Genomic DNA, 20130 nt, shown 5'->3' with positions numbered 1-20130 from the left:
CCGGACGACGACGCGGGGGGCGGTCCCCCCGGGGACGAGGGCCCCGGCGGCTCCGACGCCGAGCCCGACGGCCCGCCCGCCCCCACCGACCCGCCGCCCGCCTCCGCCGGCGGCGACGCCACCGTGGAGCGCACCTTCGCCCTGGACGGTGTCAGCGCCCCGTGGGGCCTGGCCGTCCTCCCCGACGGCGGCCTTCTCATCGGCTCCCGCGACACCGGCACCGTCCACCGCCTGGACCCCGCGACCGGCGAGACGACCACGGTCGGAACCATCCCGGGAGTCGACAGCTCGGGCGGAACCGGGCTGCTCGGGCTGGCCGCGGACGAGGGGTCCGTCTACGCCTACTACGCCGCGGGGGAGAGCGTCCGCATCGGGCGGTTCGCCTATCAGCCGGACCGTGCGGAGGGGCAGCGGCTGGGCGCCTTCTCCGGCCTCGTGACCGGGTTGCCGCGCGCCGCCGGGGACGGCGGCGGGCGGATCGGGATGGGTCCCGACGGGCACTTCTACGCGAGCGTCGGCAGTGACCCGGCCACCGTGGGCGAGGAGTTGGCCGGCGGACTGCTGCGGACCACGTCGAGCGGGTCGCCGCCTGCCGACGGCAACGCCGACGCCGGATCGCCGCTCTTCGCCTCCACGCGTGGGGCGGTGCAGGGCTTCGCCTGGGACGACGTCGGCCGGACCTGGTACGTCGACGACGCGGGCGACCTCGCCGTGGTCCCGGTGCCCGAGGGAGGCGTGACCGTGCCGACGGTCGCCTTCACCTGGGCGCCGGGGTCGGATCTGGCGGGGGTCGCCTACCGGGACAGCGCCCTGTGGATCACGGACGGGAATCCGGGAGGGCTGTGGCGGGTCCCACTGGACGGGCCGCGGCTTGTGGACGACCCGGGGTTCGTGAAGCTGGACGGCCTGTCGGAGACACGCGGCGTCGTCAGCACGGCCGACGCCCTGTGGGTACTGGACGCGTCCGGAGTGCTCGCCGAGGTCAGCACGGAGTGAACCGGCGCCGACGGCGGGGACGCAGTCGGGGGAGCGCTCGCCGCGTCAGACGGCCATGCCGTAGACGATGGTGAACAGCGTGCCGAGCGAACCGATGATGAAGACACCCGTCAGACCGGCGACGATCAGGCCCTTGCCCTGTTCCGCGCTGAACGTGTCACGCATCGCGGTGGAGCCGATCCGCTGCTTGGCCGCGCCCCAGATGGCGATGCCCAGGCAGATGATGATGGCCAGCGCCATGATCACCTGCACCATGGTGCGCGCCTCGGCGCCCAGCGACGAGAACGGGCCCCAGTCGGGGGCGATGCCCCCGATGATGCTGGTGATGTCGTCCTCTTGAGCGAGGTACATCCTTCACTCACCGCCTTCGCCGTAGCTGCCTCACTCCGGATTGTGCCACGCTTCCGCGCGCCGGACCGTGCCACGGGTGGCCAAGCCAGCGTTAACTTTTCGCTCCCTCGGGGGCGTTGGGTGCCGTCCGCGACGCCGACCTGCGGGGACGTGACCGGACGGACCCGCCCCGGGGGTCACGCGTCGGCGCATGATCCGGGTCATGCCGTCCGGTACGCGTCGAGGGCGGACCTCTCCGCACTCCCCGGTCCTTCCGTTCCTCAGCCGCCGACTCGGCTCCTCGGCGGCTCCCGCCGGGGCCGTCCACCGGCGGCCCACGTGACCAACGCCCAACCGAGCGCGGCGAGGAGCAGCGCGGACGGCGTGGTGACGGGGAGGACGACCAGTGTTGCCGACCGGCCGGTCAGCATGCCGCCGAACCCCGTCAGCGACACCCCGAGCACGCCGAAGAGCGCGAGGGTGACGCCGACCGCCGCGACCACCACCGCGGCCGGCGACGTCCGCACGGTCTCCGGTCCACCGAAAGCGGCCCCCGGCCCGGGGAGTTCGAGTCGCCGGAACAACGCCACCAGGCCCGCCGTCACCCCGGCCGCCACGGCGAGCCGCACCGGCGCCTGGGCCCACCACGCGCCCGACGCCGGTGCCGGGAGCGGCACATGGAGCGTCACGAGCGTGGCGTAGACGGCGAGCATCGCCGTGAGGTGCCAGAGGAACGCCGTCATCGCGGTGCCGTTGGCCGCGACCACCGCCCGCCAGACCGTCGGAACGGCCAGCGCCCGGGCGGCCGGTCGCCGCAGCAGCTCCACCGCGCCGGTCAGCCAGAGGCCGTGGCAGAGCAGCGCGAGGGTGGGCGGCGCCATGTTGCTGACCTCCTCGCCCGGCATGCCGACCATCGACAGCGGGTACGGGCCGCCCCACACCAGGGCCGCCGCGCTCAGCAGCCCGCCGAGTGCGAGGGCCGACGGCAGGCCGGGCCGGTGCAGTCGGCCGTCGGCCCGCAGGAAGCCGAGCTGGTGGACCGCGAGCCATACCAGCGCGAAGTTGAGGAACTCCACGAAGGGCACGCCGCCCGCGAACCGGGCCAGGTCCACCAGCGCCACCGCGGCGACGAGCGCGGCGAAGGCTCCCCACCCCCACCGCTCGTGGAGCCGCAGCATCGGGGGCGTCAGCGCGGCCATGGCCAGGTAGACGCCGATGAACCACAGGGGTTGCGCGACCAGCCGCAGCACGGCGGGTACCGCGTCGCCGCCCAGTACGGTCTCCAGCAGCAGCGCCAGTGCGGCCCACACCCCGACGAAGACGGCGACCGGCAGCAGCAGGCGGCGCAGCCGGGTGCGGAGGAAGGCCGGGTAGACGGAGCCGGTGGTGCCCGCCTCCGCTGCGCGCCGCCGCAGCGAGCGGTAGGCGAGGGCGTGGGAGAAGCCGCCGACGAGAAAGAAGACGGGCATCACCTGGAGGAGCCAGGTCAGCACCTGGAGCGCGGGCACCTCCGCCAGCAGGTTGCCGATGACCAGAGCGCCGTCGGGGCCGACGGTGACGGCCGCCATCGTCCAGTGGCCGAGCACGACCGTGGCGAGCGAGGCGACGCGCAGCAGGTCGACGTAACGGTCACGGCCCGCGGGGGTGACCGCTGCCAGGTGTGCGGCGGTGGCGGTGGCGGTGGTCCGGCGTGGGCGGAGCGGCGGGGCGGGGCGTGGGCTCATGTCGGAACGATCGCGCGCCGCGCCCGGCGACGGCATCCGTCGGTGTACTCACCCCGGGGGTGAGTACACCGGGGCGCGTTTCACGCGCCCCGCGCTGCGGTCTGCCGACGACGGGCCGCGTCGTCAGGGTGCGCTCGGGGGCGCGTCGGCGCCCGCCGCGGGGCGAGGTCGGGTCCTACGCTGGGACGATGCAGCGATTCGAGGGGTACCGGGCTCTGGTCACCGGAGCGGGCAGCGGCATCGGCGCGGCGGTCGCCCGCCGGCTGGCCGCGGAGGGCGCGGCGGTCGCCGTCACCGACGTGGACCACGAGCGGGCGTCGGCGGTCGCGGAGAGCGTCACTGCGGCGGGCGGCACCGCCGTCGGGCTGCGGTGCGACGTCTCGGACACCGCGTCCGTCGACGCGGCGGTGGCCGCGGCGGTGGAGCGGTTCGGCGGGCTGGAGACCCTGGTCAACAACGCGTTCGCCGGCACCCCGGAGACGGAGCTGCTGGAGCTGTCGGACATGGGCGAGTGGCTGGCCGCCTTCGACGTCACGCTGCACGGGGCGTACCGGTGCGCCCGGGCGGCGATGCCGCACCTGGCAGGGGCGGAGGGGCGGGGGTCGATCGTGACGATCGGCTCCGTCAACGGCGAGCAGGACTTCGGCGGCCACGCCTACAGCGCCGCCAAGGCGGCCCTGGGCAGCCTGACCCGGACGCTCGCGGTGGAGAGCGCGGCGCGGGGCGTTCGGGCCAACCTGGTGGCGCCCGGGACCGTGGACACCCCGGCCTGGGACCGCCGTCGCCCCGTGTTGGAACGTGTCGCCGCGCACTACCCGCTGGGGCGGGTGGGCCGTCCCGAGGACATCGCCGCCGCGGTGGCGTTCCTGGCCTCCGAGGACGCCGGGTGGGTGACGGGGGTGACGCTCCCGGTCGACGGCGGGGTGCTGATCGGCAACGTGGCGATGCGCCGGGACATGCGCGAGCCGGGCGGGCCCCGACCCGACTGACGGCCTGTCACTGGCGAGGCGGCCGAACTGCCGATGAGCCGATCGACCGCCGATGAGCCGGTGTCGACCGTCGTCGGACCGGGGAGGACGGCCGCGGCGGCGCCCGGGGGCACGGCCCGGTGCTCCGGGGCGCGTGGCGGGGGCGTCGCTGCACGGCCGGGCGCGCGCCGCCGCCGGTTTCTGGTGGTGTGTCCGGGTTCGGTGGCGGGTCGGAGGCGCTGACGCGGCAGGGTGCCCGGCGTGCCGCCCGCCGCCGCCCGGCGTCCCTGGCGGGCGCGCCGCGATTCCGGCAAGCTGGACGACGGCGGGTGCAGGTGCGCGCACAGGACGTGCGTGGCGCGGCCACCGCCGGGTGCGACAGCCGCCGCCGGGACGACGTGTCCTGACGGCAGATCAGTTGACAGAGCGTCGGGCACCGGGCGGGCCCGCGTCGGGCCCGGTGGCGGGACGCGGGAGGGGACGTGCGCGTGAAGAAGCTGCTGTTGGCGCTGGGGCTGAGTGTCGGCGGGGCGGCGTTCTTCGTGGCGCTGCTGTTCGTCGGTGTCTACAGCAGCGCCGCCGGCCTGCTCGGGGGCGGCGGGGGCGGCGGCAGGCTCGAACAGAAGTCCGTCCCGGACGAGTACGTCGACCTGGTCGAGAGTTGGGGCAACCTCTGCCCGGAGCTCTCCCCGGCCCTGCTCGCCGCGCAGATACAGCAGGAGAGCGGGTGGAACGCGACCGCACGCAGCCACGCCGACGCCCAGGGCATCGCGCAGTTCATCCCGGGCACCTGGTCGACCCACGGGATCGACGCCAACGGTGACGGGGTCGCGGACGTGTGGGACCCGGAGGACGCCATCCCGTCGTCCGCGAACTACAGCTGCTCCCTGGCGGCGCAGCTCCGCGGAGTGCCGGGGGACCCCGTGGACAACATGCTGGCCGGCTACAACGCCGGCCCGTACGCCGTGATCCAGTACGGCGGGGTGCCGCCGTTCGACGAGACCCAGCACTACGTTCAGGTCATCCGCTCGGCGGAGGAGAGCTTCACCGCCCCGGCGGCGGAGGCGCAGCCCGAGCGGCTGCCGCCCTCCCACGCCGCCGCGGCGGCCGTCCACTTCGCCCAGGAGCAGCTCGGCACCCCCTACCTGTGGGGCGGCGACGGCGGGCCCGAGGACGACGGTCGCTTCGACTGCTCCGGGCTGACCAAGGCGGCCTACGAGGAGGTCGGTATCGAGCTGCCGCGCGTCGCCAATGACCAGTGGCACGCTGGGCCGCACCCGGGTCGGGACGAACTCCTCCCGGGGGACCTGGTGTTCTTCGCGCACGACCTGAACGATTCGCGCTCGATCTACCACGTCGGCATCTACGTCGGCGGCGGCTATATGATCGACGCGCCGTACACGGGGGCGGTGATCCGTTTCGACCCCATAGACACCGCTGACTACTTCGGGGCGACCCGCCCTGTCGCAGGGTGACGGTATAGTGACGTTGGGTAGTGGTCGGGTGGTGTGCGCCGTTCACCTCGGTGGTCCCGTCCGGTTCCACCGGATTCCGCGTCTCTCTTCGGTAACGCCTGAGCACCACCGTCGTCGAGCCTGGAACGCGGGCGGCGACGGGGGGCGTTAGCTGGGCAGGTACGGGAGATCCCGCTTCCGGGGGAGCGGGACACGTACGACGATCGGCGCCCCAGGGCGCGCACGACGCTGAAAGGGTGAGCGCGGGTGGCCGAGCTGACCGATCCCGACGTGAGACTGCTCCGGATCTTCAACGACTGGGGTAATGGTCTGGACGGTTGGGCGGCGAGCCTTGTCACGTTCCTCGGCGAGTACGGCCTGGCGGCGACCCTCGTGCTGATGGTCCCGCTGCTCTGGCTGATGGTCCGCCGGCGCCCCGACGCGCCGCAGGCGGTCGCCATGGTGGCCTGGGCGCCGCTCGCAGCAGCCGTTGCCTACGGCTTCAACCAGCCGATCAGCGGCCTGGTGGCCCGGCCGAGACCGTTTCTCGATCATGACGACATCGTCCCCATGCTGGAGGGGAAGGGCGGCTGGTCCTTCGTCTCCGACCACTCCTCCGCCGCGATGGCGATCGCCGTCGGGCTGCTGCTGGTGAACCGGAAGCTGGGGCTGGTCGCCGTCGCACTGGCGCTGTTCCAGGGTGTGCTGCGCCTCACCCTCGGGGTCCACTACCCCAGCGACGTGGTCGGCGGCATCGCGCTCGCCACCGCCGTGACGCTGCTGCTGATGCCGCTCGCGGTGTGGGCCCTGGCTCCGCTGCTGCGGTGGTGCGGCGACACCAGGGGGCTCCGCTGGATCGCCCCGGGCCCGCCGGCGGGCGCCGACGGCGAGCCGGGGGAGGACTCCGCCGGTCCCCGGCGCCGCCCGGTGGAGAAGGGGCTAGCCGCCTGAGGGCGACGAGACGGCCGCGCGGGACGCGGTGTGGGATCCACCGGACCGGGGTGGTGGCCGATCAGGCCACCACCCCGGTCCGGCTTTTCCGGACGGCAGTGCCCGGGGTTACCCCGAACGGGTGAAAATCGGTGGGGGCTCAGGGGTGGTGGCCGGCGCCGTGCAGCACGTGCGTGGCGGCCTCGTCCCGGGCCAGTGGTCGGGATCTGCGCGCCGGCCCGAACCAACCGCAGCTGCACCGGGGCGCCAGGAACGGGCCGCGCTCGATGAGATCTATCCGGTGGTCCGGTAGAGCGCCGGTCGTGCGCTCGTCATCTCGGTAGCCGTACACGCGTCCCACGGTACCCAGCAGTCGTCCGGTGCGGGAGGTACGGGCCCCGTGACGACCGGACCGGCGCCTTCGTTAAGCGGTCAATGAATCGCGAGCGGGCTGTTGGGGGTCGGCGGACCATGAGTGCGATGCGGCGCGGGGCGTCGCGTGTCCGTCCGAGGCCGTCGGCCGGCCGGCGGCTGCGGGGCGCGGCGGCCCTGGTGCTGGTCGGCGTGGTGGGGTTGTCCGGGTGCGCGGGGGCGGGGGGCGAGCCCGACGCGGCACCGGACCCCGGTCGGCCGAGCGACGCGCTGAGCGTGATCCGCGGTGTGCCGGACACCCTCGCGGCCGGCCCGGGGTCCCGGGTCACCACTTCGCTCCAGCTGGCCTCCGGCGGCACCCGGATCGCCATCCGCGGCGAGGGCGTCTTCGACCACGCGGCCGGCGTCGGTGAACTGCTGGTGACGCTCCCGGAGGACCCCGGGGCGGCGCGCGCCGCCCCGGTCACCGAGGTCTTCGTGCCCGGACTGCTCTACATGCGCAACCGTGGCGCGGGCGTCCCGGCCGACAAGTGGGTGCGGGTGGAGATCGACTCCCTGCCCGACGGCAACCTGGTGACCGGCGGCGCCACCGACCCCGTCACCGCCGCCGAGCTGCTGCGGGGTGCCCAGGCGGCGGAGTACCACGGCGAGGTGGAGCTGGACGGCGAGAAGGCGCGGCTCTACAGCGGGGTCACCGACATCGCCGCCGCCTCGCGGGCCGCCGGGGACGAGGACCGCCGCCGGCAGCTGGCGGTGGCGGTCGGCGCCTTCACCGTCGGGGCGGTGCCGTTCGAGGTCTACCTCGACGAGCGCGGCACCCCGCGACGGATGCGGCACGAGTTCAGCTTCGCCGCGACGGACGGCGGCGCCGGCCCCGTCGAGGTGGTCTCGGTCACGGAGCTCTACGACTTCGGGACCGTGGTGAAGGTGCGGCTGCCCGACGAGGGCGATATCTACGCGGGCGCTGTCGTCGTCGACCAGACGGAGGCCGCTGCCGGCTGACTCCGGCCGCATCCGCACGGCGCCCGCCCCGCCCCCGCACGCGGCGCGCCGAGTGGCCCGGCGGGGTCGCCCCGGCTCAGCTCCGCAGCAGGCGTGCGATGGCGGCGGTCGCCTCCGCGACCTTCTCGTCCGCCTCCGGGCCGCCCTCCCGGGCCGCCTGGGCGACGCAGTGCCGCAGGTGCTCCTCCAGCAACTGCAGGGCGAAGGACTGCAACGCCTTGGTGGAGGCGGAGACCTGGGTGAGGACGTCTATGCAGTAGACGTCCTGCTCGACCATGCGGTGCAGCCCGCGGACCTGGCCCTCGATCCGGCGGAGCCGCTTGAGGTGCGCGTCCTTGTTCTTGCTGTAACCGTGGCCGGAGTGCGGCACGTCCTCCCCTGCGCCTCCCGGACCCGGGCTCACCTCGCCGGTCGCCGGCCCGCGCTCGGCGCCGCCGCCGTACTCCGCGTGGCGCGCGGCCTCCCCCGGGAGCGGGTGGTGGCCGTCGTCGCCGGGCACCGGGGGCGCCCCCGGGACGGCGGGACCCGGGTCGTCCGCGGGTGTCTCTCGGGCGATGGTCATCACGTTCCTCCACGGCATTTCAAGCCATACCCCATCTGGGTATCAGCGTATCGAATCGCGTCGGCGGGCCCCGCCCACCTGCATGTCCCCGGGCGGCGCGAGCGGCGGGACGGCCTTAACGTTGCTCGCGAGATGACTGTTCACCCACCGGGTCAGCGCCGGACACTCACGGAACGTGCTCCCGTAACTGCCGGGGGCGATCGGACGTGGAGCGCTCACCAGGGCGCCGCACCCGGTTCACCTTCCGTTCATCTGCCTCGGTCGGCCGATTCACTTCCCCTCCCTACGTTCGAGGTGTGCGGCCGAGTCCGCCTTGTGCCCGGACGCCGATGGGAAGGAACCGAACGACCGTGAAGCTGCGCAGTGCTCCGCGCCGACGTGCATTCGGGCTGGGAGCGGCCACCGCCGCCGGGGTCCTGCTCCTCACGAGCTGCGGGACCGACGACAACTCCGGCCTTCCCGGAGCGATGGACTTCTCCTCCGACACCGTCGAGTGCGGCCCCGAGGGCACCGCCCTGGCGTCCGGCTCCACCGCCCAGGCCAACGCGATGGAGGTCTGGGTGAACATGTACCAGACCAACTGCGAGAACAGTCAGGTGAACTACAAGGCCACCGGCTCCGGGGCCGGCATCCAGGAGTTCCTTCAGGGCACCACCGCCTTCGGTGGCTCGGACTCGCTGCTCACCGACGCGGAGATCGAGGAGTCCCAGCGGGTCTGCCGAGACGGCGGGCGCGCCATCCACCTGCCGATGGTCGCCGGCCCGGTGTCCGTCGGCTACAACGTGCCCGGCGTGGACGACCTGGTGCTGGACGCGGAGACGCTCGCGGAGATCTTCGACTCGCGGATCACGCGCTGGGACGACCCGCGGATCCAGGAGCTGAACCCGGACACCGAGCTGCCCGACCTGGCGATCACGCCGTTCTCGCGCTCCGACGGCTCCGGCACCACCGACAACTTCACCTCCTACCTCCACGCCGCCGCCCCCGACGCCTGGCCCTACACGCCGGACAAGGTGTGGCGCGGCAAGGGCGGCCAGTCGGCCGACGGCTCCTCCGGCCTGGTCGGCATGGTCCAGCAGAACGCCGGCGCGATCAGCTACTTCGAGCTGTCCTACGCCTACCAGAACGGCATCGACTCCGTCGTGCTGGACACCGGAGCCCCGGAGCCGGTCGCCGCCACGGTGGAGAACGCCTCCGCGGGCATCGCCGCTGGCCGCGTCGTCGGTGAGGACGGCGACCTCGCGATGGAGCTGGACTACACCACCAGCGAGGACGGGGCCTACCCGATCACGCTGATCGCCTACGAGATCGTCTGCGACCGCGGCAACAACCCGGCCACCCTCGACCTCACCAAGGCGTTCCTGTCCTGGACCGCGGGCGAGGAGGGCCAGGAGGTCATCACCGACATCCACTACGCCGCCATCCCCGAGGAAGTGATCACCCAGGTCCGCGACCGGGTGCGGGAGATGTCCTGACCCGGCCGCGCCGGGCACCCCGCCCGGCGTCGGCGCGCCGCCCCGCGGCACGCACCGACTGACCACCCGGAAACCCGGCCCCGATCCCGAGCCACCGAGACGGAAAGACCTGCGAGATGCCTGCGACACAGACCGACTCCTCGCCGCCCGGCGGCCTGGAGCCCGCGCCGCGGCGGCCCTCCGCCGTGCGGCCGGGCGACCGGATCTTCAGCGGCCTGTCGAAGGGCGCCGGGATCACGCTCCTCGTGATCATGGCCGCCATCGCCGTCTTCCTGTCGATCAGGGCGGCCGTGGCCATCTCGGCCAACGAGGGCAACTTCCTCACCACCTTCGAGTGGGACGCCAACGCGAGCCCGCCGTACTTCGGCATCGCGGTGCTGCTCTTCGGTACCGTCGTCAGCTCCGTGATCGCCATGGTGCTGGCCGTGCCGGTCGCGGTCGGTATCGCGCTGTTCATCTCCCACTACGCCCCGCGCCGGGTCGCCGGGACGCTGGGCTACGTGGTGGACCTGCTCGCGGCCGTGCCCAGCATCATCTACGGCCTGTGGGGCGCCCTGTTCCTGGTGCCGCAGATGACGGGGCTCTACTCCTGGCTCGACCAGTTCCTCGGCTGGACCGGGATCTTCGCCTACGACAACACCCCGGCACGCTCCCTGATGACGGTGGGCATCCTGCTGGCGATCATGATCCTGCCGATCATCACCAGCGTCACCCGCGAGATCTTCAAGCAGACCCCGAAGGCCCACGAGGAGGCCGCCCTCGCGCTGGGCGCCACCCGCTGGGAGGTCATCCGGATGACGGTGCTGCCCTTCGGCCGGTCCGGCGTCATCAGCGCCTCCATGCTGGGACTCGGTCGCGCGCTCGGCGAGACGATGGCGGTCGCCACCGTCCTCTCCCCGGCCTTCCTGATCAACATCAGCCTGCTGGAGTCGGGCGGCGGCACCTTCGCCCAGAACATCGCCAGCCAGTTCAAGGAAGCCGGCTCGATGGGCCGCGACGCCCTGATCGCCTCCGGCCTGGTGCTCTTCCTGCTCACCCTGCTGGTCAACGGCGCCGCCCGCCTGATCATCGCCCGTCGCAAGGAGTTCACCTCGTGAGCGACACCGTGAAGGACACCGTGAAGAGCTCGCGCGGCCGGGCCTCCGGCGGTGCGCCCGCACCGGACGGACCCTCCGAGCGGCCCGGCGCCACCGCGGTGCTGCGCAACACGACCCTCCAGCAGCCGAGGCTGCCCCGCTGGGCGCCTGCGGCCCTGGTCGGCGGTTCGCTGGGCGCCGGCATCCTGATCGGCGTCCTCGGCAACCTGGACTCCCGCATCCAGTGGGGCCTGATAGCTGCTCTCATCTACCTGACCGCCACCTTCGCCGTCACCACGGCGGTCGAGGGCCGGCGCCAGGCGGTGGACCGCTTCGCCGCCAGCCTGGTGTGGACCAGCTTCGTCGTGGCGATCCTGCCGCTGGCCTCCCTGCTGTGGGAGACCATCGCCCGCGGCATCCCCGGCGTCAGCTGGTACTTCCTGACCCACTCCATGAACGGTGTGCTCTCCTGGCAGGAGGGCGGCGGTATCTACCACGCCCTGCTGGGCACGGTGCAGCAGGTGCTGCTCGCCTCGGTCATCGCCATCCCGATCGGCCTGCTCACCGCCGTCTACCTGGTGGAGTACGGCCGCGGCCGACTGGCGAAGGCCATCACCTTCTTCGTGGACGTCATGACCGGCATCCCGTCGATCGTGGCCGGCCTCTTCGTCCTCAGCATGTGGATCATGATGCTGGGCTTCGGCTACTCCGGCTTCGCCGGCGCCCTGGCCCTCTCCATCCTGATGATGCCGATCGTGGTCCGCTCCACCGAGGAGATGCTGAAGCTCGTCCCCGGCGAGCTGCGGGAGGCGTCGCTGGCGCTCGGTGTGCCGAAGTGGCGCACCATCCTCAAGGTCGTGCTGCCCACCGCGATCGGCGGCATCACCACCGGCGTCATGCTGGCGCTGGCCCGCATCGCCGGTGAGACCGCGCCGATCATCCTGCTGGTCTTCGGCAGCAACATGATCAACGCCAACCCGTTCGAGGGCGCGCAGTCCTCGCTGCCTCTGTTCGTCTACGAGCAGTGGGCCTTCGGCACCGAGGCGGCGTACGACCGCGCCTGGGCCGCGGCGCTCGTACTGATCGCCTTCATCATGATCCTCAACCTGGTCGCCCGCGGCATCGCCCGCTGGAAGGCCCCGAAGACCGGCCGCTAGGCCATCGGAAGAAAGCGAGCGACGAACCCATGGCCAAGCGCATCGACGTCACCGGACTGACCGCCTTCTACGGCACCCACCGCGCCATCGAGGGCATCTCGATGCACGTCCAGCCCAAGTCGGTCACCGCCTTCATCGGCCCCTCCGGCTGCGGCAAGTCCACCTTCCTCCGCACCCTCAACCGGATGCACGAGGTGACCCCCGGCGGACGCGTCGAGGGCCAGGTGATGCTGGACAACGAGGACCTCTACGGCCCCGGGGTGGACCCGGTGCAGGTCCGCCGCAACATCGGCATGGTCTTCCAGCGGCCCAACCCGTTCCCCACCATGTCCATCTACGACAACGTCGTCGCCGGGCTGAAGCTGAACGGCAAGTTCAGCCGGGCGGAGCTGGACGAGGTCGTCGAGAAGAACCTCCGCGGCGCCAACCTCTGGAACGAGGTCAAGGACCGGCTGCACAAGCCCGGCTCCGGGCTTTCCGGCGGCCAGCAGCAGCGGCTGTGCATCGCCCGCGCCACGGCCGTGGAGCCGGACGTGCTGCTGATGGACGAGCCGTGCTCCGCGCTGGACCCGATCTCCACCCTCGCCATCGAGGACCTGATCAGCCAGCTGAAGTCGCGGTTCACCATCGTGATCGTCACCCACAACATGCAGCAGGCGGCCCGCGTCTCCGAGCGCACCGCCTTCTTCAACCTGGCCGCCGTGGGCCAGCCGGGGAAGCTGATCGAGATCGACACCACCGACAGGATCTTCTCCAACCCCTCCGTGCAGGCGACCGAGGATTACATCTCCGGCCGCTTCGGCTGAGTCCGACCGGCGCCGCTCGCCGGCGCCGCGGGGGGAGACCTACCGCACCCTCGCGCCCGTCACCGGGCGGCGCCCCGCGCGCCCCGGTGGCGGGCGCGAGGACGTGAGGGCGGTGACGGCGGGGCGCCGGGGATGCAGCCGGGACCGGGGAGGCGCCCGGCCCACGCGCCCGGCACGGCATCGTCCGGGATCAGACCGGCAGCAGCGCGGCGCCCACGAGGAAGAGCGCCGCGGCCAGGAGCGCGACGGCGGGCAGTGTCACCGACCAGCCGATCACGATCGTCCGCGCCACCCCCCAGCGGACCACGGTCCGCCGACGCGTCGTGCCCGCCCCGACGATCGAACCCGTCACCACGTGGGTCGTCGCCACCGGCGCGTGCAGGACGAAGGCCGAGGCGAACATGACGGCCGCGGCGGACGACTCCGCCGCGAACCCGCGCGGCGCGTCGACCGCGAACACCCGCCGCCCCAACGCCCGCACCACCCGCCAGCCCCCGGCGTAGGTGCCCGCCGCCAGCATCACGGCACACGCGGCCTGCGCCCACAGTGGCACCCCCGAGCCGGCCTCCGCCTCGCCCGCGACCACCAGCGCCAGCACCACCACGCCCATCGTCTTCTGCGCGTCCTGCACCCCGTGCCCCAGCGCCATCCCCGCCGTCGACACCGTCTGTGCGGCACGGAACCCGCGCTGCGCACGGTGGGGTTGTGCCCGCCGGAACGCCCACAGCAACCCGACCATCACCAGATGCCCGACGACCATGGCCACCAGCGGCGCCAGCAGCAGCGGCAGCACCACCTTCAGCAGTACCCCGCCCCAGTGGACGGCGCCCGCACCGGCGAGGACCGCGCCCACCAACCCGCCGAACAGCGCCTGCGAGGACGAGGACGGCAGCCGGAGGTACCAGGCGGCAGCGCTCCACAGCAGCGCGCCGCAGACCGCTGCGAACAGCATCAGCAGGCCCCGGCCGCCCTCCGGCGGCGTCACCAGGTCCTCGCTGACCACCCGCGCGACGGTGGTGCCGAGGAACGCCCCGGCCAGGTTCATCAACGCCGCCAGCGTCACCGCGACCCTGGGGGTCAGCGCCCGCGCCGACACGGAGGTCGCGATCGCGTCCGCCGAGTCCCGGAAACCGTTGACACCGGTGTAGAAGAGCGCGGCGCTGACCACGACCACCAGGGCGAGCGTGTCCAAGGTGTCAGGACTCCTTGACGGCGATCGACTCCACGGTGTTGGCCACCCGCTCGAACGCGTCGGCGGCCTCCTCCAGTACGTCCACGATCTGCTTGAGCTTCATGACCTCTATCGCGTCGTAGGAGCCGTCGAAGAGGTGGGCCAGCAGCTTCCGGTGCACCCGGTCGGCCTGGTTCTCCAGCCGGTTGACCTCGATCCAGTACTCGGTGAGGTTCTCCATGGTGCGCAACTGCGGCATCGCCTCGGCGGTGAGCTCGGCCGCCCGGCAGAGCACCTCGATCTGCTGCTCGACGCCTTGCGGGAGTTCCTCGACCCGGTAGAGGACGACGAGGTCGACGGCCTCCTCCATGAAGTCCATGATGTCGTCCAGGCAGGACGCCAGCCGGTAGATGTCCTCGCGGTCGAACGGCGTGACGAACGTCGAGTTCAGCTCGTGGAAGATGGCGTGCGTGGTGTCGTCGCCCGCGTGCTCCGCGGCGCGCATCCGGTCCGCCAGCTCCGCGCGGCCCTCGCTGTCGGCGCCCAGCAGCTCCTGGAGGAGCTTGGAGCCGGAGAGGATGTTGTCCGCCGCGGTGGCGAAGAGATCGTAGAAATTCGTCTCCCGCGGCGTCAGGCGAAAGCGCACTGGGCTGTCCTCTGCGGTTCATCGGAAGTTGTACCCGATGATGCTAAAGGCACATTCCGGCCACGGCTAACCCCGTCGGGTGTCCGGTCGGTCTCGCTTCGGTCTCCTCCGGCGGCGGCGCCCGCCCGCGATGGCCGGAGAGCGAGGGGTCCTCGGGCGCGCCGCGTGGGCTCCCGCGCCGTCACGTTCACCGCGTGTGCGTCCGTGACGTGCGCAGAGTCACCGCCGGCTTCGTGGCGACGGCGACCGAGGAGGGCTCAGCGCCCGCCGTTGTAGGGGCCGTAGGGTCCGTCGCTGCTGCTCCGGCCGCTGCCGCCGCCCCGTCCGCCGCGGCTCACGGCCTGCACGGCGGGCCGCACGTCCACGATGTAGACGATGGAGGCGATCACGCCGACCAGAATCAGCAGCAGCATGGGGGCGAACAGCTGCACCGCGACGGAGATGCCCAGGATGATCAGCCAGAAGGGCTTGGTCTGCTTGTCCACCGCGCGGAACGCGTCCTCGCGCTGGAGGGCCGCGTGCACGAAGGCGAAGATGCTCATCACCAGCAGTGCGAGAAAGAGCAGGCTGAGCAGCCAGTTGAACCCTGAGAGGAGCATCGTCTCCACCACCCTGTCGGTCTGTCGGCTGTCGGTCTCCACGCTACCGGGCGCGTCGTCGCACGGCACTGATCGTGCCCGTGCCGCCGGCGCGCCCGGTGATCACGTGGTGGTGACCATCTGCCCGGGTCGGGACCGGATCACGCCTGCCCCGGCCCGTGGCGCCGGGCCGGGGCGGTTGCTCAGGAGCTCTTGGGGCCCTGGTCGGACGGGCCGCCGTCGGTGCCGGTGCCGCCGGGCGCGTCGGGGCCGTCGCCGGTGAGGGAGGACGCGTCGTCCGGCACCTCGGTCACGATGACCTTCTCCACGCGCTCCACGACGACCTTGGCCTCGCCCTCCTCGGCCTCGCCGTCCTCCTTCTCGGTGCCCCGGGCCCACTCCTCCACCGGGCCCCGGCCGCGCTCGGCCAGCTCCGCGTAGGTCTCGCGGGCCTTCGAGGCGTACTCGCGGGCGGTCTCGGCGCCCTGCTCGGCGAAGTTCCGGCCGCGCTCGCGCAGCTTCGGCAGATCGTTCTCGCGGAACGACTCGACCTTGCCGGGGGTGTCCGCCTTCAGCTTGTCGAAGGCCGCGGGCAGGCCGCGCAGCTTCTCCGCCGCCAGGTCCACGGTGCCCGCGGCGAAGTGGACGGCGCTGGAGCCGCCGATGGTCTTGCGGATGTCCTCGCTGTTGGGCATGTCGCTCCCTCTCATTCCTCGGTGTGGTCGTCCGCGCTCCGGCCGGGGCCGGAGGCGTCGTGGTTCGTGCCGCGGTGGTCCGTGCTTCGGGCCGCCGGGCTGTCGTGCGTCGCGCTGTCGTGCTTGCCGCTGTCGTGCGTCGTGCCGTCGTGCGTGCCGTCGTCTTCCGGGCTCTCGGCCGGATCGCCGGGTCGCGGCGCCGCTTCCGGTCCGAGCGGGGCGCCGGCCGGCGTCGTCGCCGTGCCGCCGCCGGTCCGCCCGGTGGGCGTGCCGTCCGCGGGTTCGCCCGCCGGTGCGGCGGCGCGGCGGAACGAGTGGTAGATCTCGATGAGTGCCTGCTTCTGCCCCTCGGTGAGCACCGGGTCGGCGGCCACCGCCCCGATCACGTCGGGACGTTCCGTCCCCTGGTCCTCGCGCACCTCCTCGTCGAGGATGCCCGCCCGCACGTAGAGCGTCTCGGCGGAGATCTCCAGCCCCTTGGCGATCTGCTGGAGGATCTCGGCGCTGGGCTTGCGCAGCCCGCGTTCGATCTGGCTCAGGTACGGGTTCGACACCCCGGCGGCGTCGGCGAGCTGCCGCAGCGACAGCCGCGCCTGGCGGCGCTGGTCGCGCAAGAACTCCCCGAGCCCGTGAACGTCGAACGGAACCATGGCCCCAGCGTGCCGCACCCTGCTAGCTATTGCAAGCGCCTTGCTTGCAGGTGTGCCGGTGCCTGTTCCGTGAGGGCCCAGGGGCCTCGGCAGGTGCCGGCTTTCCCGCCCGTCCCCTGCGGCGCGTCCGGGGTCCGCGCCGCCGGGCGGGCGGTGTGGCGGAAAGCCGGGGCCGTGGTCCCGTGAGGTGCGTCGGCGCCGAGTCGGCCGGGGATCATGACGAGATGAGAAGACCGATCCGCCGCGCCGTCGTACTGTCTGCCGCAGCCGTGCTCCTGGTGGGCGGGTGTGCTCCGGGTGGCGGCACGCCCGAGGGCGATTCCACCGAGCCTCCGCGGCCGACCACCAGCGCCGGCGCTCCCGACTCGGCCGTGCGCCTCGCAGACCGCTACCGCGAGGCGACGGGGAACGAGGACGTGCACGGCATACAGCGCACCGACGGCCCTGCCGGCGTGCCGCTGCTGACCGTGTGGTCCCACCACGAGCGGAACAGTCGAGAGGCCTTCGAGCGACTGAACAGCTCGGTCACCGACTACCTGGCGCGTGAGGAGGGCGTGGATCTGAGTCAGGGGTACCTCTTGGACGTGTTCAAGCCGGACGGCGGCCTCAAGAACCGTTTCGACGCACGCCCGTAGCGAGCGGACGAGCGCCGGAAGCGCGAGGCGCCCGGTCGGTGGTGCCGACCGGGCGCCTCGCCCGTGCTGACCTGCCGGGCGACGGGATGCCCCGTGCCCGCCCTCGCCGCGAGGGACCCGCACCCGGTGATGAGCCGTTGTCCGTGCTCGGTGACCTGTGCGCGATGCTGAGCTGCGTCGTCATGGGAGAGTCGAACTCCCGCGTTGCTCCCCACGCACCAGGAGTGGGCCGGAAGACCGCCGACCCTCGGTCGGTGCGCGCTTCCCCTGCGGCTACCTGCTCCCGCCACGGCGGCAGCACGGTGTCTCATGCCAGGAGTTCGACCTCCCAGTTGGCGCGCTGGATCAGCGTGTCGACGTCGCGGATGTCGCGGGCGACCTCGTCGGCCCGCCGCCGCACCTCGGCCACGGGCAGCGCGGAGAGCATCACCAGCTCGGAACGCAGCTGTCGCCCGTGGCCGCCGGAACCCGCGGCGGCGTCGGCAGCCGCGGTCAGCAGCGAGTGGCGCAGCCGCAGGACGTCGCGGCGGGCGAGCGCGTCGGTCAGGGTGCCGCCGCCGGCGACCTCGGTCGCGGAATTGGTGAGGTTGATCCGCCGGATCAGCGCCTCCAGCGAGTCGAGCTCCTGGTCGGCCTCGGCCAGCAGGGCGGCGGCGTCCTCGGAGGGAGTCTCGCCCTCCTGGTGTCGCGCGTTGCCGATGACCCGTGCGCGCAGCTGCTGCACGCGGCGCGACGCCTCCGACCGTTCGGCCAGCGCCTCGGCAAGTCTCATGGCCGTCCCCCTCTCTTGGCCGGACCGTCCCCCGCCCCTCGGGTGACGTCGCGTCGAACATAGCGGGGTCGCGTCGGCGTCCCCACCGCATATCGGTGCGCCTCCGAGGCGAGGCGGTACGTCGCGGCCGGGCCGTTGGTTCCCGTTCCCGGGGGCGCACGGGGGCGTTGCGTGGAGCGAGGCGGATCGGCTTGCCTCGGCGTCGGGCCGCCGCCGCCGGCGGCGGGGCTGCCGGGCAGTGACGGTGCCCCGGAGGCCACCGCGCGGGTGACCTGGGGCCTTGGCGGCGGCCCGTTCGCGTCCCGCCCGGCGGCGGCCGGCGAGCGGTGAATGTGTTGATGCTGTCGAATAAAGGTGCGGATATCGGCGAAACTCCGTATCGGTCGGACGTCGCCCGCCGCCCGTGGTCTGCTGTGCCCGACGAGCCTCACCGCACGGGTACCGCGCCTCGCGGGGTCCGGTGGCGCGGCCGTACCGGACGGCGCCGGTGCGCCGCCGTGTCCTCCTGACGGAGCTGGAGCAGCCGATGTCCCTGCCGACCACCGAACCGCTGATCGCTGCGCTCTCGGCGCCCGGCGCAGCCGTCGCGGCGGAGGCCGCGGAGCCCGCCGAGGTCGGCGGCGTCGCGGGCTTCTTCGTGGATCTCATGGAGTCCATCGGCGGTCCGGGAGCCGGGATCGCGGTCGCGGCGGAGAACCTCTTCCCGCCCCTCCCGAGTGAGCTGTTCCTCCCGCTGGCCGGCTTCACCGCCAGTCAGGGCGGGATGACCCTCGCCGAGGCGCTGATCTGGACGACGCTCGGCTCCGTGGTGGGCGCCGTCGCGCTCTACTGGATCGGCGCGGCCATCGGGCGGGACCGGCTCCGCGCCGTCGTCGCCCGGATGCCGCTGGTGAAGGTCGCGGACTTCGACCGCACCGAGCAGTGGTTCGCACGCCACGGGACGAAGGCGGTGTTCTTCGGCCGCATGATCCCGGTCTTCCGCAGCCTCATCTCGGTCCCCGCCGGGGTGGAACGCATGCCGATGGCCACCTTCGTGCTGCTGACGACGGCCGGCAGCGCCGTGTGGAACACCGCGCTGGTCCTCCTCGGCTACAGCCTGGGGGACAACTGGCACCGGGTCCAGGGGTACGCCGGCGTCCTGGAGAAGGTGGTGCTCGGCGCCGTCGCGGTCGGCCTCCTCTGGTTCCTCGTGACGCGGGTGCGGCGGCACCGCGCCGGGGACGCCGGTGAAGGGGAGGAGCAGTCGAGGGGGCGAGGGCGGCGCCGCGGCGCGCACGCCCGCCGCTGACCGCGGCGGGTCCCTCGCCCGCCGCGGCGCCGTCTGTGATGATCAACCGATGACCGAGATCATCCTGATGTCCGATCCCCGGGTCGCCGCGATCGAACTGCGCGAGTGCGGCGAACCGCTCGTCGACGCCCGCACCGACGGCCCGGCGCTGCTGGTGGACGACCGCAGGGCGGCTGCCGACCCCCGCTTCGCACACCTGCGGACCGGCGTCCTGGAGCGGCTGCTCGACGCGGCCTCCCGGCTGCCGGACGGCGTGCGGCTGGCGCTCGTCGAGGGCTACCGTCCCCCCGAACTCCAACGCCGCTACTTCGGCACCTACCGCGAGCGGCTGCGCGCGGAGGGGCGGTACGGCTCGGAGGCGGAGCTGCACGAGGCGACCAGCCGCTACGTGGCGCCGCCCTCGGTCGCCCCGCACACCTCCGGCGCCGCCGCGGATCTCACGCTGATCGGCGTCGACGGCCAGGAGCTCGACCTGGGGACCGCCGTCAACGCGACCCCCGAGGAGAGTGACGGCGCCTGCTACACCGCAGCGCTGTCGATCACGCCCCGGGCGCGGGAGAACCGCCGGCTCCTGGGTGACGTGCTGCGTGCGGCGGGGATGGTCAACTACCCGACCGAGTGGTGGCACTGGTCGTACGGCGACCACTACTGGGCCCTGGCGACCGGTGCGCCGCACGCGCTGTACGGGCCGCGCGAGCCCTGACCCGGTAGGCGTTGCGCCCGTCCCCACGCGCGACGCGTCCGTCCCCACGCGCGACGCCCACCGGGCGGCCCCGGCCCGACCGCCGACGCACCCGAGCCACGACCGGCCCCGGTCCGGCGATGGAGCGCGACGCGGTCGGC

Annotated in this window: 22 protein-coding genes; 12 read left to right on the top strand and 10 right to left on the bottom strand. The window is 73.1% G+C overall.

The window, feature by feature from the left end; genetic code table 11:
- The coding region (locus tag HCJ92_RS12135) for a PQQ-dependent sugar dehydrogenase (protein WP_167933533.1) at positions 1-996 on the top strand (996 nt) is incomplete at its 5' end.
- 45 nt (positions 997-1041) lie between these two features.
- On the opposite strand, the gene HCJ92_RS12130 is transcribed toward HCJ92_RS12135, so the two are convergent.
- Both HCJ92_RS12130 and HCJ92_RS12125 read right to left on the bottom strand, forming a co-directional pair.
- Positions 1042-1347: a hypothetical protein gene (locus HCJ92_RS12130; RefSeq protein WP_167933532.1), complete on the bottom strand. Its 306-nt coding sequence runs from the start codon at positions 1345-1347 to the stop codon at positions 1042-1044.
- A gap of 260 nt (positions 1348-1607) precedes the next feature.
- Positions 1608-3050, bottom strand: coding sequence for an acyltransferase family protein (locus HCJ92_RS12125; RefSeq protein ID WP_167933531.1), 1443 nt, complete (start codon positions 3048-3050; stop codon positions 1608-1610).
- A gap of 188 nt (positions 3051-3238) precedes the next feature.
- Between HCJ92_RS12125 and HCJ92_RS12120 the strand changes: the two genes are divergently transcribed.
- The 3 genes from HCJ92_RS12120 (at position 3239) to HCJ92_RS12110 (ending at position 6423) form a co-directional block, all read left to right on the top strand.
- The gene (locus HCJ92_RS12120; protein ID WP_167933530.1) at positions 3239-4039 is read left to right on the top strand and encodes an SDR family NAD(P)-dependent oxidoreductase; all 801 of its coding nucleotides are present in this window, start codon (positions 3239-3241) and stop codon (positions 4037-4039) included.
- Positions 4040-4506: 467 nt separating this feature from the next.
- The gene (locus HCJ92_RS12115; protein WP_167933538.1) at positions 4507-5493 is read left to right on the top strand and encodes an NlpC/P60 family protein; all 987 of its coding nucleotides are present in this window, start codon (positions 4507-4509) and stop codon (positions 5491-5493) included.
- Between the two features lie 246 nt (positions 5494-5739).
- Positions 5740-6423: a phosphatase PAP2 family protein gene (locus HCJ92_RS12110; RefSeq protein WP_167933529.1), complete on the top strand. Its 684-nt coding sequence runs from the start codon at positions 5740-5742 to the stop codon at positions 6421-6423.
- A gap of 139 nt (positions 6424-6562) precedes the next feature.
- Here the strand turns inward: HCJ92_RS12110 and HCJ92_RS12105 are convergent, their stop codons facing one another.
- A complete protein-coding gene (locus HCJ92_RS12105; RefSeq protein ID WP_167933517.1) occupies positions 6563-6754 on the bottom strand; it encodes a hypothetical protein in 192 nt (63 codons plus the stop codon).
- Between the two features lie 119 nt (positions 6755-6873).
- Between HCJ92_RS12105 and HCJ92_RS12100 the strand changes: the two genes are divergently transcribed.
- On the top strand, positions 6874-7776 hold the full coding sequence (locus HCJ92_RS12100; protein WP_245240811.1) for a hypothetical protein: 903 nt from the start codon (positions 6874-6876) through the stop codon (positions 7774-7776).
- Positions 7777-7852: 76 nt separating this feature from the next.
- Here HCJ92_RS12100 and HCJ92_RS12095 read toward each other — a convergent pair whose 3' ends face one another.
- Positions 7853-8179, bottom strand: a complete 327-nt coding sequence (locus HCJ92_RS12095; RefSeq protein WP_167933536.1) for a metal-sensing transcriptional repressor — start codon at positions 8177-8179, stop codon at positions 7853-7855.
- A gap of 509 nt (positions 8180-8688) precedes the next feature.
- Here HCJ92_RS12095 and pstS point away from each other — a divergent pair.
- From pstS to pstB, 4 genes are all read left to right on the top strand, one after another.
- Positions 8689-9813, top strand: a complete 1125-nt coding sequence (pstS, locus tag HCJ92_RS12090; RefSeq protein WP_338054139.1) for a phosphate ABC transporter substrate-binding protein PstS — start codon at positions 8689-8691, stop codon at positions 9811-9813.
- Between the two features lie 116 nt (positions 9814-9929).
- Positions 9930-10910: a phosphate ABC transporter permease subunit PstC gene (gene pstC, locus HCJ92_RS12085; protein WP_167933527.1), complete on the top strand. Its 981-nt coding sequence runs from the start codon at positions 9930-9932 to the stop codon at positions 10908-10910.
- A 98-nt stretch (positions 10911-11008) separates the two neighbouring features.
- The gene (gene pstA, locus HCJ92_RS12080; RefSeq protein ID WP_167933535.1) at positions 11009-12046 is read left to right on the top strand and encodes a phosphate ABC transporter permease PstA; all 1038 of its coding nucleotides are present in this window, start codon (positions 11009-11011) and stop codon (positions 12044-12046) included.
- A gap of 29 nt (positions 12047-12075) precedes the next feature.
- Complete coding sequence (pstB, locus tag HCJ92_RS12075) at positions 12076-12852, top strand: phosphate ABC transporter ATP-binding protein PstB (protein WP_167933526.1); 777 nt, start codon at positions 12076-12078, stop codon at positions 12850-12852.
- A 190-nt stretch (positions 12853-13042) separates the two neighbouring features.
- Here pstB and HCJ92_RS12070 read toward each other — a convergent pair whose 3' ends face one another.
- The 5 genes from HCJ92_RS12070 to HCJ92_RS12050 form a co-directional block, all read right to left on the bottom strand.
- Positions 13043-14044: an inorganic phosphate transporter gene (locus HCJ92_RS12070; RefSeq protein ID WP_167933525.1), complete on the bottom strand. Its 1002-nt coding sequence runs from the start codon at positions 14042-14044 to the stop codon at positions 13043-13045.
- Positions 14045-14048: 4 nt separating this feature from the next.
- Complete coding sequence (locus HCJ92_RS12065; RefSeq protein WP_167933524.1) at positions 14049-14669, bottom strand: DUF47 family protein; 621 nt, start codon at positions 14667-14669, stop codon at positions 14049-14051.
- Between the two features lie 257 nt (positions 14670-14926).
- Positions 14927-15268, bottom strand: coding sequence for a DUF2516 family protein (locus HCJ92_RS12060; RefSeq protein WP_167933523.1), 342 nt, complete (start codon positions 15266-15268; stop codon positions 14927-14929).
- A gap of 182 nt (positions 15269-15450) precedes the next feature.
- Entirely contained in the window at positions 15451-15942 is a 492-nt protein-coding gene (locus HCJ92_RS12055; protein WP_167933522.1) for a hypothetical protein, read from the bottom strand.
- Positions 15943-15953: 11 nt separating this feature from the next.
- Positions 15954-16592: a helix-turn-helix domain-containing protein gene (locus HCJ92_RS12050; RefSeq protein ID WP_167933521.1), complete on the bottom strand. Its 639-nt coding sequence runs from the start codon at positions 16590-16592 to the stop codon at positions 15954-15956.
- Positions 16593-16816: 224 nt separating this feature from the next.
- Here HCJ92_RS12050 and HCJ92_RS12045 point away from each other — a divergent pair, with 224 nt between their 5' ends.
- The gene (locus tag HCJ92_RS12045; RefSeq protein WP_167933520.1) at positions 16817-17227 is read left to right on the top strand and encodes a hypothetical protein; all 411 of its coding nucleotides are present in this window, start codon (positions 16817-16819) and stop codon (positions 17225-17227) included.
- 307 nt (positions 17228-17534) lie between these two features.
- Here the strand turns inward: HCJ92_RS12045 and HCJ92_RS12040 are convergent, their stop codons facing one another.
- Positions 17535-17999 (bottom strand): DIP1984 family protein, encoded by a 465-nt coding sequence (locus tag HCJ92_RS12040; protein ID WP_167933519.1) that lies wholly within the window; start codon positions 17997-17999, stop codon positions 17535-17537.
- Between the two features lie 646 nt (positions 18000-18645).
- On the opposite strand from HCJ92_RS12040, the gene HCJ92_RS12035 reads away from it, so the two are divergent.
- A complete protein-coding gene (locus HCJ92_RS12035) occupies positions 18646-19287 on the top strand; it encodes a DedA family protein (RefSeq protein WP_245240812.1) in 642 nt (213 codons plus the stop codon).
- 49 nt (positions 19288-19336) lie between these two features.
- Complete coding sequence (locus HCJ92_RS12030) at positions 19337-19990, top strand: M15 family metallopeptidase (protein WP_167933518.1); 654 nt, start codon at positions 19337-19339, stop codon at positions 19988-19990.
- Positions 19991-20130: the final 140 nt, after the last annotated feature.

It is taken from the genome of Streptomyces spiramenti (genome assembly GCF_012034385.1).
GTDB classification, from domain to species: Bacteria; Actinomycetota; Actinomycetes; order Streptomycetales; family Streptomycetaceae; genus Streptomyces; species Streptomyces spiramenti.
This window is presented reverse-complemented; position numbering and strand designations above follow the sequence as displayed.

Coding starts and splice junctions, on each gene's coding strand:
- pstC (WP_167933527.1), top strand. CDS start 9,930: ATGCCTGCGACACAGACCGACTCCTCGCCGCCCGGCGGCCTGGAGCCC.
- HCJ92_RS12055 (WP_167933522.1), bottom strand. CDS start 15,942: ATGCCCAACAGCGAGGACATCCGCAAGACCATCGGCGGCTCCAGCGCC.
- HCJ92_RS12120 (WP_167933530.1), top strand. CDS start 3,239: ATGCAGCGATTCGAGGGGTACCGGGCTCTGGTCACCGGAGCGGGCAGC.
- HCJ92_RS12050 (WP_167933521.1), bottom strand. CDS start 16,592: ATGGTTCCGTTCGACGTTCACGGGCTCGGGGAGTTCTTGCGCGACCAG.
- HCJ92_RS12060 (WP_167933523.1), bottom strand. CDS start 15,268: ATGCTCCTCTCAGGGTTCAACTGGCTGCTCAGCCTGCTCTTTCTCGCA.
- HCJ92_RS12035 (WP_245240812.1), top strand. CDS start 18,646: ATGGAGTCCATCGGCGGTCCGGGAGCCGGGATCGCGGTCGCGGCGGAG.
- HCJ92_RS12040 (WP_167933519.1), bottom strand. CDS start 17,999: ATGAGACTTGCCGAGGCGCTGGCCGAACGGTCGGAGGCGTCGCGCCGC.
- HCJ92_RS12045 (WP_167933520.1), top strand. CDS start 16,817: ATGAGAAGACCGATCCGCCGCGCCGTCGTACTGTCTGCCGCAGCCGTG.
- HCJ92_RS12125 (WP_167933531.1), bottom strand. CDS start 3,050: ATGAGCCCACGCCCCGCCCCGCCGCTCCGCCCACGCCGGACCACCGCC.
- pstB (WP_167933526.1), top strand. CDS start 12,076: ATGGCCAAGCGCATCGACGTCACCGGACTGACCGCCTTCTACGGCACC.
- HCJ92_RS12030 (WP_167933518.1), top strand. CDS start 19,337: ATGACCGAGATCATCCTGATGTCCGATCCCCGGGTCGCCGCGATCGAA.
- HCJ92_RS12130 (WP_167933532.1), bottom strand. CDS start 1,347: ATGTACCTCGCTCAAGAGGACGACATCACCAGCATCATCGGGGGCATC.
- HCJ92_RS12100 (WP_245240811.1), top strand. CDS start 6,874: ATGAGTGCGATGCGGCGCGGGGCGTCGCGTGTCCGTCCGAGGCCGTCG.